Origin of the sequence: Bifidobacterium callitrichos, from assembly GCF_008698085.1 — a bacterium.
In the GTDB taxonomy this organism is placed as follows: domain Bacteria; phylum Actinomycetota; class Actinomycetes; order Actinomycetales; family Bifidobacteriaceae; genus Bifidobacterium; species Bifidobacterium callitrichos.
Genome location: NZ_RZJP01000001.1, coordinates 573,220 through 594,411, shown reverse-complemented (window position 1 = coordinate 594,411; position 21,192 = coordinate 573,220). Strand labels below are relative to the sequence as shown.

Genomic DNA, 21,192 nt, shown 5'->3' with positions numbered 1-21,192 from the left:
ATGCGGGTGACGGGACGATTGGGACGGCGCGTGGGCGCCGCGCTGCTGTCCGTCGCGATGTCCGCCGGACTGGTCGGATGCGGGGAGGCCCCCGGGACGTTCGTCCAGCCCGAAGGTCCGACCATCGCGATCGGGGTGGCCGCCGACGAGCCGGGACTCGCACGTTGGCACGGCGGGGCCTACGAGGGCTTCGAAGTGGACGTCGCACGCTACATCGCCAAGAAGCTCGGGTACGCGAACAAGCAGATCGTCTTCAAGCAGGTACTGCCGTCCAACCGGCTCGATCTGCTGGACGACGGCACCGTCGACATGGTCGTCGCGTCGATGCCGATGCCGCAGACCTCATCGTCCATCGCCTACGCCGGCCCGTATCTGCAGACCTCGCAGGGACTGCTGGTACGGCCCGACGACGCCGGGACGATCACGAGCACCGCGGCGCTCGCCGGCAGGGACGTGTGCGTGGTCGCGGGATCCGGTGCACGGGAGTCGCTGCTCGCCGTCCAGTCGAAGGCGCTGCCGCGCGAACGCGACACCTACCCGCAGTGCGTCACCGATCTGATGATCGGCACCGCCGACGCCATCGCCGGCGACGATGTCATCCTGTCCGGTCTGGCGCGTTCGCAGGGAGCCGATATCACGGTGCGTGTGGAGGGCGTGTCCTACGGGCGTACGCGGTACGCCGTCGCCCTGCCGTCCGGGGCGGGCACGCTGGCGCAGAACGTGGATGCCGCATTGAAGGACATGCGCGAGGACGGCACCTATGCGGACCTTCTGCGCAGGCTCAGGAGCGAGACGGGATGGAGCGAGGGCCGCTGACGTCCCGTGTCGATGCCGTATCGGCGTCAATCTGCTCCCTCGGATAGGATGGGAGGCCGGTTTCATCGGTCCTGTTCCACAGGGAGAACGGAAGAAAGGGAGAGTCGAGATGCGACGTGGTCCGCTTGAGGCGGGGGAGAAGGTGCAGTTCACCGACCGCAGGAACAAGAAGATCACCGATCAGCTCGTGGTCGGAGGATCCACGCAGACCGACCATGGCCTGATCCTGCACGATGACGTGATCGGACTGACCGAGGGGACGGTGGTTACCACCGTCACGGCCAAGCGTGAGGCGCAGATCAACCAAGTGCATCCCGAACGCGACGCCGCCAAGCCGTGGAAGGCGACACGCGCCATCGGCGGATGGCAGTACGCGGTGATGCGCCCCCGACTCGCCGACTACGTGCTTTCCATGCCCCGCGGCGCGCAGATCATGTATCCGAAGGACATCGCCCAGGTCATCCAGCTCGGCGACATCAGAACCGGTCACCGCGTGCTTGAATCGGGCGCCGGATCCGGCGCGATGAGCCTGAACCTGCTCGACGCGGTCGGCGAGGGCGGCGAGGTCACCACCATCGAGCTGCGACCCGATTTCGCGCGCGTGGCCGAGGCCAACGCGACGCTCTACTACGGTCGCCGACCGGAATGGTGGAGCCTGAAGACCGGGGATTTCGACTCGGTCGCCGCCGGACTGCCCGAACACTACTACGACCGCATCATGCTCGACATGCTCGATCCGTGGAATCGCCTCGAACAGGCGTATCGCGTGATCGCACCCGGCGGCGTGATCGTGGCCTACGTCACCACCACCACGCAGATGAGCCGCATGGTGGAGGCGCTGCGCGACGCCGGCGTATGGACCGAACCGGTCATCCAGGAGACGCTCGAACGCAGCTGGAAGGCGCAGGGACTCGCCGTGCGTCCCGATCATCAGATGATCGGACACACCGGATTCCTCATCGTCTCGCGGGCGATGGCCGAGGGCTTCACCGCCCTGAAGAAGCGGGAGCGCGCAGCCAAGGACACCGTCACCGATGTGGACGATCTGACGGACGAGGAGCGCGAGGCGCGGCTCGAGGATCTCGAGCTGCGCGATATCTCGGATCGCAAACTACGTAAGGTGCTGCGTGATCTTGATCGCATGGTCGATGCGCTCGAGGGCTGACCGGACTATAATTGGTCAGCATTGCGGATATGAGTGTTCGCCGATTGTTTCCCGGATGTTGGTCTGACGTTGACCGAGGGGTCGGCGGGCGTTCATGAGCGTATCCGCCATAAGTCCGAGGGGAGCTGTCATGGGAGTCAATCCGAACAAGGTCGCCAAGCGGGTCAAGGGGTACGACCACATCCTGATCATCATGCGTCACGCGAAGGCCGAGCCGTTCCATGCGGAGGGCGACTACGGCCGTGAACTGACGAACAAAGGGCTCAAGCAGGCCAAGAAGGTCGCCAAGGGGCTGACGGACATGAAGCTCGACCCGGATGTGATCGCCTGCTCGGCGGCCACCCGGGCTCGCCAGACCTGCGCGAAGATGCTCAAGACCTTCGGCGACAAGCCCAAGGTTGACTACCACCAGAGCCTGTACGAGGGGGGAGTGCAGGCCGTGTTCGACGAGCTGGCGCACGCCAAGGAGAAGGATCGCGTGCTCATGGTGCTCGGCCATGAGCCCACCGTCTCGATCGCCAGCCAGTGGATCGCCTCGTCCGATTCCGATTCGGAGCGCCTCGACCTGCTCAATCTGGGATTGCAGACCGCGGGCGTGGTGATCTTCGGATCGGACAAGCCGTTCGACCAGTGGCAGGTGCATTCCGGCGATCTGCTCGCCGTGATGAGCTCCTCCGACTTCGACTGATGCTGTCGACTGATGTTTCGATATGTGGGCGCGATGGGTTTCTCCATCGCGCCCCAAGCGTATGATGTCCACTATGCCGTTTGCCAGCTTGATTGATCGGTCTCACATACTGTAGAGAGGCGTGAAACGGCGGTATAAAGCCGATTTATAGCGACACTTCCATGTCATTGATGACTTTGTTTTAGGACGTGTTTGATAGGCTGAGCGGGTTGAAAAGCCGTTTCGCTAATGAAGCAGTATGGAGGATTCATGACTGCACTCACGTCCGTGTCCGGGTTCCCGCGCATCGGTCAGAACCGAGAGCTCAAGAAGATCATCGAAGTCTATTGGAAGGGCAACGCCACTCTTGACGAGGTGCACGCCACCGCCAAGGAGCTGCGCGCCAAGCACTGGAGGATCCAGGCCGAGGCCGGCGTCGACCTGATCCCGAGCAACGACTTCAGCTACTTCGACCAGCTGCTCGACACGGCGATCCTGCTCAACGTCATTCCGGAGCGCTACCAGCGCCTCTCCTTCGAGAACCCGGAGGAGACGCTGTTCGCCATGTCGCGCGGCTACCAGGGCGAGCGCGGCGACGTCACCGCCCTGCCGATGAAGAAGTGGTTCACCACCAACTACCACTACATCGTGCCGGAGATCGAACCGTCCACCGAGATCAAGCTCAACGGCACCAAGCCCTTCGACGAGTTCAACGAGGCTAAGGAGCTCGGCATCACCACCAAGCCGGTGCTCATCGGCCCGTACACCTTCCTCAAGCTCTCCCGCGACGACAACGCCCAGGAGCTCACCTACGACAAGGGCCTCGTCAACGCCGTGGCCGCCGTCTACGCCGAGGTCATCACGAAGTTCGCCGAGCTGGGCGCCGAGTGGATCCAGATCGACGAGCCGTTCCTCGTGCTCGACAAGCAGCCGGGAGACGTGGAGCTCTTCAAGAGCCTGTACGCCAAGATCCTGCCCGCACGCAAGGGCGGCATCAAGGTGCTGCTCAACACCTACTTCGGCCACATCGCCGACGTGTACGAGACCGTCAACCTGCTCGGCTTCGACGGCATCGGCCTTGATCTGAACGAAGGCAAGGAGGAGAACCTCGAGGCGGTCGCCAAGTACGGCGTCGCCGACGGCACCACGATCTTCGCCGGCGTGGTCAACGGCCGCAACATCTGGCGCAACAACTACGCCGTGAGCCTCGGCCTCGTCGACGCCCTGAAGCAGGTCACCGACAACGTTGCCGTCTCCACCGCCAGCTCCCTGCTGCACGTGCCGTTCAGCACCGAAGGCGAAAACGCCCTCAAGCCGGAGATCCTCAGGCACTTCGCGTTCGCCGTAGAGAAGCTCGGCGAACTCAAGGAGATCGCCACCCTGGCCGACGCCTCCGACGAGGATCGCAAGGCCTCCGCCGCGCTCGCCGCCAACCAGGCGCTCTTCGACGGCACCCGCGTGTCCGCCGATCCGGCCGTCGCCGAGCGCATCTCCAAGCTCACCGACGCCGACTTCGTGCGCCAGCCCGCCCGCGCCGAGCGCCAGAAGCTCCAGCGCGAGGCCCTCGGCCTGCCGCTGCTGCCGACCACCACCATCGGCTCCTTCCCGCAGACCCGCGAGATCCGCGCCGAGCGCGCCAGGTTCCGCAAGGGCGAGATCACCAAGGAGACGTACGACCAGTTCATCAAGGACCAGATCGACGCCTGCATCAGGCATCAGGAGGAGATCGGCCTCGACGTGCTCGTCCACGGCGAGTTCGAGCGCAACGACATGGTCGAGTACTTCGGCCAGAACCTCAACGGCTTCCTGTTCACCAAGAACGCCTGGGTGCAGTCCTACGGCACCCGCTGCGTCAAGCCCCCGATCGTCTGGGGCGACGTCTCCCGTGCCAAGCCGATCACCGTTGAATGGTCCGCGTACGCGCAGAGCCGCACCGACCACGTCATGAAGGGCATGCTCACCGGCCCGGTGACCATTCTCAACTGGTCCTGGCCGCGCGAGGACATCACCCACGAGGAGCAGACCAAGCAGCTCGCCCTCGCCATCCGCGACGAGGTCCTCGACCTCGAGGCCGCCGGCATCAAGGTCATCCAGATCGACGAGGCCGCGCTGCGTGAGAAGCTGCCGCTGCGCAAGACCGACTGGCACTCCAAGTACCTCGACTGGGCCGTTCCGGCGTTCCGTCTGGTCCACTCCGCGGTCAAGCCGACCACGCAGATCCACACGCACATGTGCTACTCGGAGTTCAACGACATCATTCGCGACATTGACGCGATGGACGCCGACGTGATCTCCTTCGAGGCGTCCCGTGGCGATCTGGTCGTGCTCGACGCCATCCACGAGGCCAACTTCGAGACCGAGGCCGGCCCGGGCGTCTACGACATCCACTCCCCGCGCATCCCCTCCGAGCAGGAGATCGAGGAGCGCATCTACGAGATCCTCAAGAAGATGGACGTCGAGAAGGTGTGGATCAACCCGGACTGCGGCCTCAAGACCCGTGGCGACGCGGAGACCTGGCCGAGCCTCGAGCATCTGGTCGCCGCCGCCAAGGCCGTGCGCGCCAAGCTCGCGTGAAGATAGCTGAATAGATTCCGATAGTTCCAGCGGGGGAGGCTGGGCGTTGCATGCGATACGCGACACACTCAAGGCCGTTCGGCCAAGCCTACGGTCGCGCATCGCATGCAACGCCCAGCCTCTGTTGCGTGGGTATGGTGCCTGTGTGTCGCGCGGGTGCGTGATTTGTGGCGCGTGACGCGCCGAGGAAAGGGAAGGGAAGAACAATGCATAAGCCGATGTTTTCGCTTGAGGTGTTTCCGCCGAAGAGGGACGCTCCGGTGGGCACCATCTACGACACGCTGGACGGGCTGCAGGGGCTTGACCCCGATTTCATCTCGGTGACCTACGGTCACGGCACGCACGCCGACCGTACGGCCACGGCGCGCATCGCCAACACGATCCGCAACGAATACCGCATTCCGACGGTGGCGCATCTGACCGCCCTGTATTCGGACGAGGCGAAGATCGACGAGGCGCTGGAGATGTTCGAGCACGCGGGTGTCTTCGCGGTGCTCGCCCTGCGCGGCGACTACATCGACGGCGAGGAACCGGTTGGCGTGTTCGAACACGCCAGCGACCTCGTGCGCTACATCCGTGCGCGCAAGCCCGATCTCAAGGTATTTGGCGCCTGCTACCCGGAGGGGCATATCCAGTCCGAGTCGATCGATGAGGACATCGAACATCTCAAGGAGAAGGTGGATGCCGGCGCCACGCACCTGATCTCCCAGCTGTTCTACGACAACGAGGACTTCTACCGCTTCCTCGACAAGGCGCGCGCCGCCGGCATCGACGTGCCGATCGAGGCGGGCATCATGCCGATCAACGGCGCGAAGTCGCTGCGTTCGATGGCGGCGAAGAACCGCACGCGAATCCCCAAGGACGTCGAGTCGCTGCTCGAGCGATGGGGGAGCGACGTGCCCACGCTGCGCGAGGCCGGCATCAACTACGCGTCGGCGCAGATCACCGATCTGGTCGCGCACGGCATCGACGGCGTGCACCTGTACACGATGAACCGCCCCGCCACCACGCGCCGCATCTGGCGTAACGTGCGTCCCCTGTTCGAGACCGCGGAGTGACCGTTACTTGCGCTTCTTGCCGCCGGCGCCCTTGCCGGCGGGCTTGGCACGCTTCAACGGGCTCTTCGGCTTGGCCGGGGCCATCCACGGGAACTGCTCAAGCCCCCAGCGGTGCAGCGGCGGGATCTTGGCGATGAGCACGCCGGCCAGCATCGCGAAGATCGCCGCCCATGAGGCGAAGTCCTGCTTGGTGAAGATCAGGACGATCACCAGGCCGACGCCGATGATACCGAGGACCTGCGAGTACTTGTTCTGCTCCTCGGTGGTCTCCTCGACCCTCAGCGGAATCAGGCCGAAGTAGAGGCCGATCACCACCGAGACGATCACGACGATGACGGTGACCGTGATTTCCAGACTGCTCATGACGAATCGACTCCCTTGTATCGTGTGAACCGGCGAGCTGCGTCCCAGTCTAACCCACCGGGATGGGCACGCCGGACATTGACTCCCTATTCGTTGCCGGCCCAGTACCCTTTGGCATTCCGGTCCAATGCGGCGCTCATCGTGCGGTCGATGAGCTTGCGCTCGCGCACCATGTTGCCGTACTTCGGGCTTTCGGTGATCTCCTCGTACTCGTGTTCGGTCGCGACGCCCGCGATCTCGGCGATGATCTCCTCGTACGAGGTCTCCACCGTGCGATGCACGCCGGAGATGCGCCCCTGACGGATGACGACGATGCGGTCGGACACGGCGAACACGTCCGGCAGATCATGGCAGACCATCACCACGGTGCGCCCTTCGGAGCGCAGCCGTTTGATGTACGAGAGCACCTCGGCGGTCTGCATCACCGACAGGGCGGCGGTCGGCTCGTCAAGGAGGATCAGCTGCGGGTCGTTGAGCAGGGTGCGTGCGATCGCGACGGTCTGCCTCTGACCGGTGGACAGGGACGCGATGGGAGAGCCCACGCGGATCGCCGAGCTCAGGGTCTTGAGCACCGAGCGGGCGCGGGAGTTCATCTCCTCGTCGTCGCGCACGCCGCCTATGTTGACCTCCTTGCCGAGGAACAGGTTGGCCGCCACGTTGAGGTTGTCGCAGAACTCCTGGCCCTGGAACACCGAGGCGATGCCTATGCGGTCCGCGGCACGGATCGAGGGGATCGTCACCTCCTCGCCGTTGAGATAGATATGCCCGAAGCCGGGTTGGAGGAACCCGGCGATGATCTTGACGAGCGTCGACTTGCCGGCGCCGTTGTCGCCGACGATGGCGACGACCTCCTGCCGGTTGATGTCGAGGTTCACTGACTTGAGCGCCTCGACGAAGCCGAACTTTATGCAGATGTCCTCGAGTCTCAGCAGGGGCGGCTCGCCGCCGGTCCTGTGCATGCCGGTGCGATCCGTGCCAGATACGTGACCGTTCCCATTCCCGTCTGTCATCCGTGTGTCCTCCGCGGACTGCCCGCATGTGCGATTGCCGATTCGTGCATCAACCATAGTCGGTCCCGATCTCAAATCGCCTTGGACTGTGCTGGGGCGGCGGCGATGTTGCGGTCCGAGTACTCGATGGCGACCAGCGCTCCGCCGAGCGCCGCTCCGTCTATCGGATGATCCGACACCCGCACGTCGATGGGGGAGACCGCGTCCGGGAACAGCATGCGCTGCAGCGCTTCGTCGAACGGCCGTGAGAACGTCTCTCCGGCCAGCGCCAGCTTGCCTCCCAGCACCACGATCTCCGGGTCGACGCTGATGCACAGATCGGCCACCACTTGCCCGATGCGCACCGCGGCGTCGGAGATGACGCGTCGGCATCCCGGATCGCCGTCGTTGGCCTTGGCGACCAGATCGTCGAGCGTCATGTTGCCGTGCGTGACGCTCAGCAGCTGGACGAGGCGGTCTTCGGAGACCACGGTGTTGAGGCATCCGCGGTTGCCGCATGCACAGATCGAGCCGAGAGGGTCGATCTGGATGTGTCCGATCTCGCCCGCCAGGCCGGTCACGCCGTGCAGTATGGTTCCACCGATCATGATGCCGGCCCCCACGCCGTCGCCGGTGCCGATGTACACGAAGTTGCGCCTGCCGAGGGCGACGCCCATGCGCGCCTCGCAGAACGCCGAGAGGTTCGCGTCGTTGTCGACGTAGACGGGGCAGTTGAACGCGGTCTTCAGCGGCGAGGCGATGTCGACGCCGTCCCAGCCGGGCAGAATGCCGGGTATGGCGATCATGTGGTCCGTGGTCGCGACGGGAGCCGCCACGGCCACGCCGATGCCGACGATCTCGTTGACATCGGCGTCGATGTTGTTCAGGGTCTCGTTGATGAGCACCATCGCACGTTCGAGGGTGGTGTCCGCCTTGTGCCCGAAGGCGAGAGGCAACACGTGCTTGGCGATGATTGACTTCGAGAAGTCAACGAAGACGAGGGTGAGTTGTCTGCGTTCGACCCATAGGCCGATGCCCATGCCCTGATGGCGGGCGAGGGCGACCAGCGTGGCCCGCCGGCCGTTGCGCGTGGTGCCCTTGGTCTCCAGCAGGCCCTCGTCGACGAGTTGGTGGACCAGCGTCGAGACCGTCGCCGTCGACAGTCCCGTGACCTCGGCGAGCTCGACCTGCGTCATCGCACCGAACCTGTGGAGGCTATCCATGAGATTCGCGCGGTTGGCCTCGCGCAGGGAGGTCTGCGACCCGAATAACCGTCTTGTCATAACGTCTCAGTGTAGTCGAACCATACGGCCGTGACGCCGGGAGGGGTGGGGCGTCCTGTGCCGTGGCACCGTCGCATTGTGGCCGCCGCGTGCGGCGTGTCGCGTTCCTGTGTGCTTGGAATGGCGGATTTCCGCCATTGGATTCATGTATCAAACTCAAGAGATCGCAAACATAGTTTTTGAGTTTGACTTCCTAACTCAACTTGGTATTCTGTTACATGAACCTAAGGAAATTCCAAGGTTCGGGGGAACAGCGGTTGTTCACCCGCCCTCAATGAAGAAGGAGATCACATGAAGCTCACCAAGAAGATCGTGGCCCTGGTGGCCGGCGTCGCCATGATGGCGGGTCTGGCGGCCTGCGGTGGCGGAAGCCGTACCGGACAGGCAGCCAGCGGCGACTCGAAGATCGAGAAGGGCGCCACCATCGGCATCTCGATGCCGACCAAGTCCGAGGAACGCTGGAACAAGGATGGCAACAACCTCAAGGCCAAGCTGGAGAAGGCCGGATACAAGGTCATCCTCTCCTTCGCCGATGACAAGCCGGCCCAGCAGAACGCCGATATCGAGAACATGGTCAACAACGACGCGAAGATCGTCGTCGTCGCCTCCAAGGACGGCACCGCCGTCGGCCCCGCGGTCGAGAAGGCCCGCGACGCCGGCGCCAAGGTCATCGCCTACGACCGCCTCATCATGAACACCGACGCCGTCGACTACTACGCCACCTTCCAGCTGGAACAGGTCGGCGTGCTCGAGGCCACCTGGCTGATCGACAAGCTCGGTCTCGAGAAGGGCGCCACCGGCCCGTTCAACATCGAGCTGTTTACCGGATCCCCGGACGACAACAACGCCAAGTACTTCTTCAAGGGCGCATGGGACCTCCTCCAGCCGTACTTCGAGAAGGGCGTCCTCGTCTCCCCGTCCCAGCACGGCCAGGGCGGCGTGACCAAGGACTTCACCGTCGAGGACTGGCAGAAGATCTCCGTCATGAGCTGGAAGACCGAGCAGGCGCAGAAGGACATGGAGTCCATCCTCGACTCCACCTACGCGCACGGTGAGAAGCTCGACGCGGTCCTCACCCCGTACGACGGCATCGCCCAGGGCGTCATCAACGCCATCGAGTCCAAGCGTCCGGACATGAAGCCCGGCACCGACACCTGGCCCTACATCACCGGCCAGGACGCCATGGAGATCGCCGTGGCCAACATCGCCAAGGACAAGCAGGGCGAGACCGTCTTCAAGGACGTCAACAAGCTCGCCGACGCCGTCTACGACATGATCGTCGAGATCGCGGAGAACAAGGAGGTCTCGGGCATCAACGGCAAGTTCAACAACAACAACATCGACGTGCCGTCCAAGCTCCTCGACCCGCAGAACATCACCAAGGACAACCTCGACGACCTCGTCAAGGCCAACTACATCACCCAGGATCGTTTCGACGAGCTGACCAAGTAGCGTCCCGAAAAGATTCCCACGAATCCCAACGACATGCGGCGCATGGGCCGACTATGCGCCGCATGTCCATGAAACCAGCACTGTGAACGAGGAGTGATGACATGTCAGACAATGACACCATTTTGACGATGGAGAACATCACGAAGACGTTCGGACCGGTCAAGGCGCTCACCAACGTGAACCTCGAAGTGGGGCGTGGCGAGATCCACGCCATCTGCGGCGAGAACGGCGCGGGCAAATCGACCCTGATGAACGTGCTTTCGGGTGTCTACCCCTACGGCAGCTATTCCGGCAGGATCACCTTTGACGGCAAGGAATGCAAGTACCACACGATCAACGACTCCGAGGCCGACGGCATCGTGATCATCCACCAGGAGCTCGCCCTGAGCCCGTTCCTGTCGATCGCCGAGAACATCTTCATCGGCAACGAGCGCGCCAAGGGCGGCGTGATCGACTGGGACGAGACCCGCGCCGAGGCCAAGAAGCTGCTCGACCGCGTCGGCCTTCCCGAGGACCCGGACACCAAGGTCATGGACATCGGCGTCGGCAAGCAGCAGCTCGTCGAGATCGCCAAGGCCCTGTCCAAGGACGTGAAGCTGCTCATCCTCGACGAGCCCACCGCGGCCCTGAACGACGAGGACTCCGCCCACCTGCTCGACCTGGTGCGCCAGCTGCGCGACAAGCAGGGCGTGACGAGCATCATCATCACGCACAAGCTCAACGAGGTCGCCGCCATCGCGGACACCGTCACCATCATCCGAGACGGCTCCACCGTCGGCGTCATGTACGTCACGCCGGAGACGCCGCTCGATCAGGAGGAGCTCATCCGCAAGATGGTCGGCCGCCCGCTGCACAACCTGTACCCGGACCACCCCTCCAACAAGCCCGGCGCCGAGTTCCTGCGCGTCGAGAACTGGACCGTCCACCACCCGCTCGACTCCGAGCGCGTCATCGTCGACCACGCGAACATCAACGTGCACGCCGGCGAGATCGTCGGACTGGCGGGCCTGATGGGCGCGGGCCGCACCGAGATGGCGATGTCGATCTTCGGGCACTCCTACGGCTCCAACATCTCCGGCAAGGTGTTCGTCAAGGGCAAGGAGGTCCACCTGCCCAACGTGCAGTCCGCCATCGACGCGGGCCTCGCCTACGCCACCGAGGACCGCAAGGGCAACGGCCTGAACCTGCTGCAGAACATCCGCGAGAACGCCTCGCTGGCGAGCCTGACGAAGATGAGCAAGTACGGCGTGATGGACGACAACATCGAGCGCAAGGAAGTCGAGCAGTACCGCAAGGACTTCAACATCAAGTGCCACGACATCGATGTGAACGTCTCCACCCTCTCCGGCGGCAACCAGCAGAAGGTGCTGCTCGCCAAGTGGGTCATCTCGCAGCCGGACATCCTCATCCTCGATGAGCCGACCCGAGGCATCGACGTCGGCGCGAAGTACGAGATCTACGAGATCATCGACAAGCTGGCGGACGCCGGCAAAGCCGTCATCGTGATCTCCTCCGAGCTGCCCGAGCTCATCGGCATCTGCGACCGCATCTACACGGTCTCCTACGGTGTCGTCACCGACAATGTTGAGAAGAATGGATTCACCCAGGAATACCTGATGAAGGGTATGACCAAGGAAAGGGAGGTGGCAGCCTGATGAGCGCCGCAACCGCAACACCTGCTAAGAAAGAAGAGAAGGTCGGCCTGCTGGCCACCGTCGCCAACAACGCCCGCCAGTACGGCATCGTCGGCGCGCTGCTGGTCATCGTCGTCGCGTTCCAGATCCTGACCGGAGGCGTCCTGCTCAAGCCGAACTCCTTCGTGTCGCTGATCCAGCAGAACGCGTACGTGATCATTCTGGCCATCGGTATGGTGATGGTCATCATCGCCACGCACATCGACCTTTCCGTCGGCTCGCTGGTCGCCTTCATCGGCGGCGTGTGCGCCCTGCTCATGGAACGTCAAGGCGTCAACTGGATGGTCGCCATCCTCGTGGCCCTGATCGTCGGCCTCATCGTCGGCGTCTGGCAGGGCTTCTGGGTCGCCGTCGTCGGCATCCCGGGCTTCATCACCACGCTGGCAGGCATGCTGATCTTCCGTGGTCTCGCCACCGTCATCGTCGGCGAGTCCGTCCCGATCACCTCCCTCGAGTTCCGCGGCATCGCCCGTAACTACCTGCCGAACGTCCTCGGCTGGTGGGGTCCGTTCGACGGCCTGACGATCGTCCTCGGCATCCTGTGCATCGCCGCCTTCGCCTGGAGCCAGCTGCGCAAGCGCGCCCGCGTCGCCAAGGTCGGACTCGTGCCCGAGCCGATGAGCCTGACGATCCTCAAGATCGTGATCGCCACCATCGTCATCATCTTCGTGACCTACCTGCTCGCATCCTCCGGCAACTCCGATCAGGGCGGCACCCCGATCATGCTGGTCATCGTCGGCGTGCTCGTGTTCATCTACAACTTCATTCTGACCAAGACCGTGTTCGGACGCCACGTGTACGCCGTCGGCGGCAACCGCAAGGCCGCCATCCTCTCCGGCATCAACACCCGCCGCGTGGACTTCCTCCTGTTCGTCCACATGGGCTTCCTGTCCGCCGTCGCCGCGGTGTGCATGCTCTCCCGCCTCGCCTCCGCGACCGCCCAGGCCGGTATGGAGTTCGAGATGGACGCCATCGCCGCCTGCTTCATCGGTGGAACGGCCGTCACCGGTGGTATCGGCACCATCCCGGGCGCCGTGGTCGGCGCCTTCGTGATGGGCGTCATCAACCAGGGTCTGTCCATCATGGGCGTCGACACCGCGGTCGTCAAGACCATCAAGGGCCTCGTGCTCCTGCTGGCCGTCGCCGTGGACATCATGTCCAAGAAGAAGAAGAGCTGAACCGCCTGACTTCATCCCGCTCCTCCTCCTAGAATGGGGTCCGCGCTTACAGGGGCTTTCGGTCCCGGGGCGCGGACCCCATTCGTCGTATCAGAAGGGAACCGCACATCATGAAACTCAACAAGCAATCGACCGCGCGCCTCTACGCGCTCACCTGCGTGGCCTGCGTGGTCTGGCTCGTCCAGTCGCTCATGGAAGCCAACGCCGACGGCTCCCTGACCAACTGGGCCACCATCATCTTCTCGCTGTGCCTGCTCGTCGTCATCGGATGGACCGGATACAACGCCATCAGCGGGTGGAACGCCAAGGAGGATGACGAGGACGACGGCGCGAATGACGATGGCAAGAACGGCGACGCCGGCCGCCGGAGGTGACACAACGCCGGAGCGCCGCGTTTTTTCCGTGTACATTAGCTAAGTATGAACGCAAGTGACGCCTTCCAGCCATCCGCGATGGACCTGATCCGAGCGGGATTGCAGAACCTCGACGAAGCCCGCGGCATGTTCGACCGTCTCAGGGCCGATGGCGTGCCGTCCGACCGTCTGCGATTCGTCCTGAAGGCGCTCGCCGAGGCGTGCGACCCCGATGGCGCGCTCGCCAATCTCGTGAGCATCACCAACGCCGTGCAGAGCCAGGGGCGCGACTTCGACCGTATGGTGCCCGACGCCGCGGCCTTCGAACGGCTCATCACCGTGCTCGGCGTCTCCGACGAGCTCGGCAAGCTCATGCGCTTCCGCCCCGAACTGGTCGAAGCGGCCTCCACCGACGCCTGCAACAGCCACCTGTACACGCGTGAGCAGCGCCGCGCCCACGTCCTGAAGGCCGTCGGCGCCGATCCGGCTGATCCGACCGCCCCCGTCGCCACCAAGGAACTCGCCGACGCCGCCACCGCCCTGCGTGGCACCTACCGTCGTCAGCTCGCCGCCATCATGGCGCAGGACGCCACCGCCGCCGACCCGTGCGCGATCCAGCCCACGATCAGCCGCAGCCTGTCCGATCTGGCCGACGCGGCGCTCGAAGGCGCGCTCGCGATCGCCCGCCATGAGGTCAAGGGCAGCGAACACGTGCGCTTCGTCATCATCGGCATGGGCAAGCTCGGCGCACAGGAGCTCAACTACGTCTCCGACGTGGACCTCATCTACGCCGTCGAACCGGCCGACAAGGAGATCGGGCGGCAGGAGCTGCTGCGCACCGGCACGAAGATGGCCACCACGATGCAGCGCGTCTGCCAGTCCATCATCATGGGCGTCGCCGAACCCACCCTGTGGCAGATCGACGGAGGGCTCCGCCCCGAAGGCAAGGACGGTCCGCTCGTGCGCACCATCGAATCGCACGAGGGCTACTACCAGCAGTGGGCCGAGAACTGGGAGTTCCAGGCGCTGCTCAAAGCGCGTCCCGTCGCCGGAGACCCCGAACTCGGCCGCCAATACATGGAGATGACCCGCCCGTTCGTATGGACCGCCTCCAAGCGAGACAACTTCGTCTACGACTGCCAGCAGATGCGCAAACGCGTCGAGGATCTGATCCCCGCGCCGCTCAAGGACCGCGAGATCAAACTCGGGCTCGGCGGCCTGCGCGACGTCGAATTCACCGTGCAGATGCTCCAGCTCGTCCACGGACGCTCCGACGAGACTCTGCGCACCCGCTCCACGCTCGAATCGCTGGCGAGGCTCGCCGAAGGCGGCTACGTCTCGCGCAAGCAGGCCGCGAAGCTCTCCGCCGACTACCGCTTCGAACGCGTGCTCGAACACCGCCAGCAGATGTGGGGGCTCAAGCGCACCCACCTGTTCCCCGACCTCGGCGCCACGGCGAACCTCGGTGGACTCGAACGCAAGCGCGACGTCGACGTCGACGAGCTGAACCAGAACCAGGAGCTGCGCCGCGTGGCCCGCGCCTTCCGCATGCATCCCGAGGAGCTCGTCGAACGCTACGACGAGACCCGACGCGAGGTACGCCACCTGCACTTGGACATCTACTACCGCCCGATGCTGCCCGTCTCCGCGCAGCTCGAGGACGATCAGATCGACCTGAGCAAGACCGCCGCGCAGGAGCGGTTCAGCTCCATCGGCTTCGGCGACCCGGACGCCGCCATGCGCCACGTCGCGGCCCTCACCGCCGGCATTGGACGAGCCGCCAAGATCAACCGCATCATCCTTCCCGCCGTACTCGAATGGCTCGGACAAGGGCAGAACCCGGACATGGGTCTGCTCAACTGGCGCAAGCTCGAGGAGCACTTCGGCACCGAAAGCGAGTACCTCGGCTTCCTGCGCGACTCCAACTCCGCGGCGCAGCGTCTGTGCCACGTGCTGTCCAACTCACGCTTCCTCGGCGACGCACTCAACAAATCGGTCGAATCGGTCACCTGGCTGGGCGACGACGATCGGCTCAAGGCCCGCACGCGCGAGAGCCTCGACGTGCAATGCCGCTCCTCGCTGGAACGCAACGTCGAGAACATCAACGACTTCGCCACCTCGATGCGCGCGATGCGCCGACACGAGATCGAACGCATCGGACTGGCGTGGATGAGCGGCGTGATGGACGACGCCGCAAGCCTCAAGGGCATGACCGACGTGTACGACGCAATCATCGAGGCGTCGCTCGAATGGGCGGTCCGCCGTCGCGTGCGAGAAGGGGCACTGACGTCGGCGCCGGCCGCGCTCGCCGTCATCGGCATGGGACGTTACGGCGGACGAGAGGTCAACTTCAGCTCCGACGCCGACGCGATCCTCATCTACCGTCCGATTCCGATCGGTTCCGGCGACGTCGACGAGGGCGCGGCGAACCTGTTCGCGCGCAAGGTGATCGAGGACCTGCGCGCCATCCTGCAGGGGCCCACCACGCTGGAGCCGCAGATCGAACTCGATCTGGATCTGCGTCCCGAAGGCAAGAACGGCCCGCTTGTGCGCTCCTACGCCTCCTGCGAGGAGTACTACCGTTCGTGGGCGAGCACGTGGGAGCATCAGGCGCTGCTGCGCGCCAGGTACGCGGCCGGCGACGTCGATCTCGCACGCGACTTCCTGACCAACATCGCCGACCCGCTGCGCTACCCGCACGTGGACCTAACCGACACGGAGATCGGCGATATCCGCAAGCTCAAGGCCCGCATGGAGGCCGAACGACTGCCGCGAGGCGTGCGTCGCGATCGGCACCTGAAGCTCGGCAAGGGCGGCCTGTCCGACGTCGAATGGACCGTGCAGCTCATGCAGCTCGAACACGCAGGCGACATCGCCGACCTGCGTGTCAACGGCACGCTGCCGGCGCTCGATGTGCTCGAGGCGCGCAAGATCATCTCCAAGGCCGACGCGTTCACCCTGCGTCGCGCGTGGACGATGTGCACGGCCGCGCGCAACGGCAACTACCTGTGGAGCGGACGTGCGCGTCAGGCGGACATCCTGCCCGACGACATGTACTCGCTCGGCGGCATCGCCGTGTATCTCGGATACGATGCGAATCGCGGACAGCATTTCGAGAACGATCTGCTCGCCGTGATGCGCAAGGCCCGTGAGGTGACCGAACGGCTGTTCTACGGCCGCTGACCTTTCCTCGGTGCCACTATCGGGGTGTCGAGGAGTTTTTCCGTCGTGGGAAGGAGAACAAGTGGTGTCCAGCAAACTGGTGTTCATCGACATCGACGGCACGCTGGCCGATGAACGACACATCGTGCCCGATTCGGCGGTTCAGGCATGCCGTGAGGCGCAGAGGAACGGTCATAGGCTGTTCATCTGCACCGGACGTTCCATCCCGAAGATCGAGAAGAGCATCCTCGACCTTGGATTCGACGGCGTGGTGTCGGTCGCAGGTGCGCAGGCGAACATGGGAGACGAGATACTGTTCCAGCATTTCGTCTCCCCGGAGGCGATCGACGCAGCCGACAGGTATTTCCGCGAGCATCACATCGAGGCCTACCAGTGGCAGGGCCCCGATGGCATGTACATCTCGGAAGGCTATCGCCGTCATCTCGAGGAGAAGGGATCGGCGTGGAACCGCGGCGAGTTCGCTCGATTCTGGCATCGCCTCGACCAGATCGAGATTCCGGAGGGCTCCACGCTCGGCCATGTGATCCACGTGTGCAAGGGATCGTACTTCATCCTCGGCGATCATCCCGAGGTGAGTTTCGAGGAGACGAAGCGGGACCTCTCTCCTTGGTTCGAAACCGTTCATGGTTCGTACGACAGGATCTCGGCGAACAACGGCGAACTGCTCATCAACGGCGTAGACAAGGGCACCGCCGTACGCGACGTGGCGGCCCGACTTGGCTACGACATTGCCGATACGATCGCCATCGGCGACAGCGACAACGACACCGCGATGCTCAAGGCCGCCGGCACGTCCGTTGCGATGGGCAACGCAATCCACGGCATCAAGGACTTCTGCGACCTCGTCACCACCGACATCCACGACGACGGCCTCGCCAACGCATTCCGCACTCTGGGGCTGATCGGCGACGGGGATGCCCGGAGTGATGATGCCGAAACCGATGGGAAGGACGGTCGATGATGCCTGTTGCCGTTGCCCACTGCGGATCCGTATCCGCGCTGACGCTGGGGTTGCCCACGTCGATGGCGGTGCCTGAAGCCAAAGGCGTGCTGCCCAAGGCGATGTTCCTCAAACTGCCGATCTCCGCCAAACTGAAGCAGCGGCTGAACACGGAGGTCGAGTCGATCACGATGCTCGCGCTGATGCGCCCGGCCAACACCGGGCTCGAGGCGGACGGCGGCAGGATCCCGGAGGTGCTCGTCATCGGACTGAAGCTCACCGGCAAGACCGACGTGGTGCCGGCCGAGATCGTCGAGCTCATCTCGTCGATCCGCAGCAAGTCGGGCATCGTGTTCGTGTGCGTGCGGGATGTGCCGTTCGAAGGTGCGACACGCGAGGAGTGCGCGTTCGCGGTACGCCGTGCCGTGCCGGTCAAGCCGGGGCGTCCGGCCGTCGCGAAGGTGTATGCGGGGCAGTGGATGCCCGCGGGTGAGGCGCAGCTGGAGATCGGAGTTGCCGAGGCCGCTGGCGCGGAAGCCGTGCCCCGGACGATGGACGCGCTGTGGCATTCGCTGTGCGCGCAGGCCGTGCTGGGGGACGCGGATGGCGCGGACCTTGATGCGCGCATCGCGCGGCGTGACCTGCTTGCCCGGCTCAAGGCCGACGAGTCGAAGCTCTCACGCGACCACCAGCGCGCGAAGAACCCCGCGCAGCGCAACGAGATCTACGCGAAGTTGCACAAGGTGCGAGCGCAGATCGCGCAGATGGAGGAGTGAGCCGAGGTGGTGGTCCAGGGGTCCGGGGTCTCCGGGTGGGCCGGCCCTGCCGGGTCCTGCGTCCTCGGCCTGTCTCGGCGGCTTTGGAAGCCTTGGAGGACCGGGGCTTTGGGGCGCGTCACTTCGCGTCCGTGAGGAACGTGCGGATGTCGTGAATCTCCTCGTCGCGGATCGCGTGGCCCATCCCCGCATACTCGCGGTAGGTGAGATGTCCGGTCGCTTCGAGGACGCGACGGGCGTTGCGCTGATCGTCGAGCGGAATCGTGTGGTCCTCGGAGCCGTAGGCAAGCAGGAACCGGGTGGGGGAGTCGATCTGGGCGGTTTCCTCGCCCTTGAATGACGGGCTCATGAGGATGGCCTCGTCGAATGTGTCCGGATGCTCGAGGACGAGCCGATAGGAGAGGTAGCCGCCCTGCGAGAAGCCGATGAGAATCTTGCGACGGTTGGCAAACAGCGGGTTGTCGAGCAGCGGAACCAGCGCCTCGCCGACGGCCGTGCATGCACGGCGACGCTCCTCGACCCCGCAGCCGTCCGGATACCAGTAGGCGCCGCCCATATACGGTCGGTCGTAGGTGCCTCGGAACGAGAGATAGCTTGGGGTGGCGGTTACGGTCGTGGCGGTCGGGTGCGGTCCGGTGTCGTCGGGGGAGCCGTCGCCGTTGTCGCTATCGTTGTCGAGATCGCCGACGGCGTAGACCGCGTCGATGATGCGGATCATCTCACGCTCGTCGTTGCCGTACCCGTGGAACATGACGAACAGCCGGTCGTCGAACGGCGATACTGCCTGTGGAACATTGATCTGACTGGTCATGCGCAACTGCATCGTCGATCCTCCTTCGCTCATAGACGTCGTTTCCGGTCCGTCTCCAGTGTAGGCAATGTAGACGTCAGGTTTCTCGAGACACATCGATATGTACGTTTGTACACGCCGATGATTCAGTTATTCGAATAACTTCGGATTGTGCGGTATCATATGAACGACAGGATGTTCGACCGGGACGATGAGAGTCGCGGCGATACGGGCTTGGATCTCAAGGAGGGATTATGACTCAGAGCCATCGGAGACTTGCGGAGCAATTGCGCGCCCGCATAGCGGCTGGCGAGTTCGCGGACAAGGGAAAACTGCCCACCGAAGATCAGCTCATCGAAGAGTATGGGGCCACAAGATACGCCGTGCGCAACGCCATTGCGCTGCTCGCCGAAGCCGGGGATGTGTTCCCGGTCCGAGGCAGCGGGGTGTTTGTTCGTGAGGATCGGGGCGATGGGGACTATCTGTCCATCGGCACGACACGAGGCATCTCCGGCGAATATCCGGGCAGGAAAGTGTCCTCTGTCGTCTATGAGCTGTCTCTGCTGCGTGCGGATGAGACTCTGTCTAGGCGCATGCATTGTCAGGAGGGCGATCAGGTGTGGAAGGTTGTGCGTCTCCGCCTTGTCGATGATGAGCCGTTGGCCTATGAGACCGCTTGGTATCTCAAGGAGTTCGTTCCGTTCATCAACGAGCAGATTGCCGAGGGGTCGTTGTTCGGTTACGCTCGGAATGATCTGGGGCTGAATTTCGGATATGTCGACAAGGTGATTCGGGCTGGTGAGTTGAACGCGGTCGAGGCGAAGGCGCTCGGACTCAAGAAGGGGCAGCCTGCGCTGTATCTCGACGACGACTCGTTTCTGACGAACGGACGGCTGTTCAACTCCTCCCATATTGCCTACCACTACCGAAATGCGCGTTTCTTCACAATGACCTCCATGAAATGAGCCGGATCCGTGTGTGAGGAGTCGTGAAGATGCGCAGAATCATCCTGCTCGACGTCGACGGGACACTGGTCGATTATGAGAATAACCTGCCGGACTCAGCGGTTGAGGCTATCCGCAAGGCGCGGGCGAACGGTCACAAGGTGTATATCTGCACCGGACGCAGCAAGGCCGAGGTGTATCCGCCGCTGTGGGAGATCGGCCTCGACGGCATGATCGGCGGCAACGGCAGCTATGTCGAGAGCAACGGCGAGGTCGTCATGCACCAGACGCTCACCCTCGAGCAGTGCACGCGGGCGGTCGATTGGCTCAACTCGCGTGGCCTTGCGTTCTATCTCGAAAGCAACAGTGGACTCTACGCCAGCGAGGGGTTCGAGGAGGGGGCGCTCGCCGCCGTGCGCGAGTATTCCGCGCGCAAGGGCAAGGAGGACGCCTGCACGATGACCGTGCGCGACGGCTATCCGGAGATGATCTATGATGGTGAGCTGTACCGTGGCGACGTCAACAAGATCAGCTACGTGCTCGGTTCCTATCAGGATTTCCTCGATACCAGGGAACGGTTCGACGACCTGCAGAACGGCACATGGGGTGGCAGGGACGCCACGGCGCTGTGGGGTGACCTCGGCGTCAAGGGCATCACCAAGGCGCATGCCATCGACGTGCTGCTGGCGCATCTCGGAGCCGACAGGGCCGACACCATCGCGTTCGGCGACGCGACCGTCGACGTGCCGATGCTCGAATACTGCGCGTTCGGCGTCGCGATGGGCAATGGTTCGGACGACGTCAAGGCGACGGCCGACCTCATCGCCGACGACGTCGAGGCCGACGGTCTCGCACACGCCTTCGAACGGATCGGATTGGTATAGGCAGTGTGCTGGCACGTGAATACGTGCCGGATGCCGGAAGAAGGATGTCCGTAGGGGGATGGTCGCCGTAAGCGACCATCCCC

Annotated in this window: 18 protein-coding genes; 14 read left to right on the top strand and 4 right to left on the bottom strand. The window is 64.0% G+C overall.

Annotated features, from left to right (window positions below):
• Positions 1 to 6 precede the first annotated feature (6 nt).
• The 5 genes from EMB92_RS02615 (at position 7) to metF (ending at position 6,280) form a co-directional block, all read left to right on the top strand.
• Positions 7 to 816, top strand: a complete 810-nt coding sequence (locus tag EMB92_RS02615; protein WP_190973530.1) for a transporter substrate-binding domain-containing protein — start codon at positions 7 to 9, stop codon at positions 814 to 816.
• A 109-nt stretch (positions 817 to 925) separates the two neighbouring features.
• Positions 926 to 1,981 carry a tRNA (adenine-N1)-methyltransferase gene (locus tag EMB92_RS02610; RefSeq protein WP_150393680.1) on the top strand — a complete coding sequence of 352 codons (1,056 nt, stop codon included), beginning with the start codon at positions 926 to 928 and terminating at the stop codon, positions 1,979 to 1,981.
• Between the two features lie 130 nt (positions 1,982 to 2,111).
• Entirely contained in the window at positions 2,112 to 2,669 is a 558-nt protein-coding gene (locus tag EMB92_RS02605) for a SixA phosphatase family protein (RefSeq protein ID WP_043167691.1), read from the top strand.
• A gap of 249 nt (positions 2,670 to 2,918) precedes the next feature.
• The gene (gene metE / locus EMB92_RS02600; protein ID WP_150393679.1) at positions 2,919 to 5,222 is read left to right on the top strand and encodes a 5-methyltetrahydropteroyltriglutamate--homocysteine S-methyltransferase; all 2,304 of its coding nucleotides are present in this window, start codon (positions 2,919 to 2,921) and stop codon (positions 5,220 to 5,222) included.
• Between the two features lie 206 nt (positions 5,223 to 5,428).
• Positions 5,429 to 6,280 (top strand): methylenetetrahydrofolate reductase [NAD(P)H], encoded by an 852-nt coding sequence (gene metF / locus EMB92_RS02595; RefSeq protein WP_150393678.1) that lies wholly within the window; start codon positions 5,429 to 5,431, stop codon positions 6,278 to 6,280.
• A 3-nt stretch (positions 6,281 to 6,283) separates the two neighbouring features.
• On the opposite strand, the gene EMB92_RS02590 is transcribed toward metF, so the two are convergent.
• The 3 genes from EMB92_RS02590 to EMB92_RS02580 all read right to left on the bottom strand — a co-directional run bounded on the left by EMB92_RS02590 (position 6,284) and on the right by EMB92_RS02580 (position 8,915).
• Positions 6,284 to 6,643 (bottom strand): hypothetical protein, encoded by a 360-nt coding sequence (locus EMB92_RS02590; protein ID WP_150393677.1) that lies wholly within the window; start codon positions 6,641 to 6,643, stop codon positions 6,284 to 6,286.
• Between the two features lie 86 nt (positions 6,644 to 6,729).
• The gene (locus EMB92_RS02585) at positions 6,730 to 7,602 is read right to left on the bottom strand and encodes an ATP-binding cassette domain-containing protein (protein WP_150393930.1); all 873 of its coding nucleotides are present in this window, start codon (positions 7,600 to 7,602) and stop codon (positions 6,730 to 6,732) included.
• A 122-nt stretch (positions 7,603 to 7,724) separates the two neighbouring features.
• Positions 7,725 to 8,915, bottom strand: coding sequence for an ROK family transcriptional regulator (locus EMB92_RS02580; protein ID WP_150393676.1), 1,191 nt, complete (start codon positions 8,913 to 8,915; stop codon positions 7,725 to 7,727).
• 291 nt (positions 8,916 to 9,206) lie between these two features.
• Here EMB92_RS02580 and EMB92_RS02575 point away from each other — a divergent pair, with 291 nt between their 5' ends.
• From EMB92_RS02575 to EMB92_RS02545, 7 genes are all read left to right on the top strand, one after another.
• Entirely contained in the window at positions 9,207 to 10,367 is a 1,161-nt protein-coding gene (locus EMB92_RS02575) for a substrate-binding domain-containing protein (RefSeq protein WP_107044495.1), read from the top strand.
• 101 nt (positions 10,368 to 10,468) lie between these two features.
• Entirely contained in the window at positions 10,469 to 12,022 is a 1,554-nt protein-coding gene (locus tag EMB92_RS02570) for a sugar ABC transporter ATP-binding protein (protein WP_140444668.1), read from the top strand.
• Positions 12,022 to 13,239: a multiple monosaccharide ABC transporter permease gene (mmsB, locus tag EMB92_RS02565; protein ID WP_107044493.1), complete on the top strand. Its 1,218-nt coding sequence runs from the start codon at positions 12,022 to 12,024 to the stop codon at positions 13,237 to 13,239. The genes EMB92_RS02570 and mmsB overlap by 1 nt, the downstream gene beginning before the upstream one ends.
• 110 nt (positions 13,240 to 13,349) lie before the next feature.
• On the top strand, positions 13,350 to 13,613 hold the full coding sequence (locus EMB92_RS02560) for a hypothetical protein (RefSeq protein WP_150393675.1): 264 nt from the start codon (positions 13,350 to 13,352) through the stop codon (positions 13,611 to 13,613).
• A 45-nt stretch (positions 13,614 to 13,658) separates the two neighbouring features.
• Positions 13,659 to 16,775 (top strand): bifunctional [glutamine synthetase] adenylyltransferase/[glutamine synthetase]-adenylyl-L-tyrosine phosphorylase, encoded by a 3,117-nt coding sequence (locus tag EMB92_RS02555; protein WP_150393674.1) that lies wholly within the window; start codon positions 13,659 to 13,661, stop codon positions 16,773 to 16,775.
• A 64-nt stretch (positions 16,776 to 16,839) separates the two neighbouring features.
• On the top strand, positions 16,840 to 17,736 hold the full coding sequence (locus EMB92_RS02550) for an HAD family hydrolase (protein WP_190973529.1): 897 nt from the start codon (positions 16,840 to 16,842) through the stop codon (positions 17,734 to 17,736).
• On the top strand, positions 17,733 to 18,491 hold the full coding sequence (locus EMB92_RS02545) for a DUF4391 domain-containing protein (protein WP_150393672.1): 759 nt from the start codon (positions 17,733 to 17,735) through the stop codon (positions 18,489 to 18,491). The genes EMB92_RS02550 and EMB92_RS02545 overlap by 4 nt, the downstream gene beginning before the upstream one ends.
• Positions 18,492 to 18,609: 118 nt before the next feature.
• Here the strand turns inward: EMB92_RS02545 and EMB92_RS02540 are convergent, their stop codons facing one another.
• Positions 18,610 to 19,314, bottom strand: a complete 705-nt coding sequence (locus EMB92_RS02540) for an alpha/beta hydrolase (RefSeq protein ID WP_150393671.1) — start codon at positions 19,312 to 19,314, stop codon at positions 18,610 to 18,612.
• Positions 19,315 to 19,535: 221 nt separating this feature from the next.
• On the opposite strand from EMB92_RS02540, the gene EMB92_RS02535 reads away from it, so the two are divergent.
• Complete coding sequence (locus EMB92_RS02535; protein WP_150393670.1) at positions 19,536 to 20,246, top strand: GntR family transcriptional regulator; 711 nt, start codon at positions 19,536 to 19,538, stop codon at positions 20,244 to 20,246.
• Between the two features lie 29 nt (positions 20,247 to 20,275).
• A complete protein-coding gene (locus EMB92_RS02530) occupies positions 20,276 to 21,109 on the top strand; it encodes a Cof-type HAD-IIB family hydrolase (protein ID WP_150393669.1) in 834 nt (277 codons plus the stop codon).
• Positions 21,110 to 21,192 lie beyond the last annotated feature (83 nt).